We start from the raw sequence: 975 nt of genomic DNA on the forward strand, positions 1-975 counted from the left end.
CAGTGGATGATGCTTTAGTAGAAATCACCCCAGAAACCGTCCCACTCACCATCGGCGGCGTGAGCGCCACCGGCGGCATCTTGGACAACGACAGCCCGGCCATCACCGGCATCGAAGTCGGTAATCCAGGTGTGGCCGATGACAATGTGGTGGAAGGTAATAACCTTGTCTTCAATGTTTCGCTCAGCACCGCCACCACCAAACCAGAAACCTATGCCTTTAACCTGGGTGGCGGATCAGCGAGCGCAGCCGATTACGGCACAGCCACCTTCAGCAACGGCGTGACCTACAACGCCACGACCGGTTTGATTACGGTTCCGGCAGGTGTCACTAACTTCGCCGTCACCTTGCCAACAGTGGATGATGCTTTAGTAGAAATCACCCCAGAAACCGTCCCACTCACCATCGGCGGCGTGAGCGCCACCGGCGGCATCTTGGACAACGACAGCCCGGCCATCACCGGCATCGAAGTCGGTAATCCGGGTGTGGCCGATGACTATGTGGTGGAAGGTAATAACCTTGTCTTCAATGTTTCGCTCAGCACCGCCACCACCAAACCAGAAACCTATGCCTTTAACCTGGGTGGCGGATCAGCGAGCGCAGCCGATTACGGCACGGCCACCTTCAGCAACGGCGTGACCTACAACGCCACGACCGGTTTGATTACGGTTCCTGCAGGTGTCACCAACTTCGCTGTCACTCTGCCAACGGTTGACGATGCTTTAGTAGAAATCACCCCTGAAACCGTACCGTTAACGATTGGTGGCGTTTCAGCTACCGGCGGCATTCTGGACAACGACAGCCCGGCCATTACCGGCATCGAAGTCGGCAATCCAGGCGTGGCCGACGACAATGTGGTGGAAGGTAATAACCTCGTCTTCAATGTTTCGCTCAGCACCGCCACGACCAAGGCTGAAACCTATGCCTTTAATCTCGGTGGCGGATCAGCGAGCGCAGCAGATTACGGTACGGCCA

1 protein-coding gene is annotated in these 975 nt (G+C 56.7%); it reads left to right on the forward strand.

Annotated elements, in window-relative coordinates:
* The coding region (locus CSQ88_RS23110) for a Calx-beta domain-containing protein (protein WP_218963191.1) at nucleotides 1–975 on the forward strand (975 nt) is incomplete at both ends.

The sequence above is a fragment of the Iodobacter sp. BJB302 genome (genome assembly GCF_002735645.1).
Lineage (GTDB): Bacteria > Pseudomonadota > Gammaproteobacteria > Burkholderiales > Chitinibacteraceae > Iodobacter.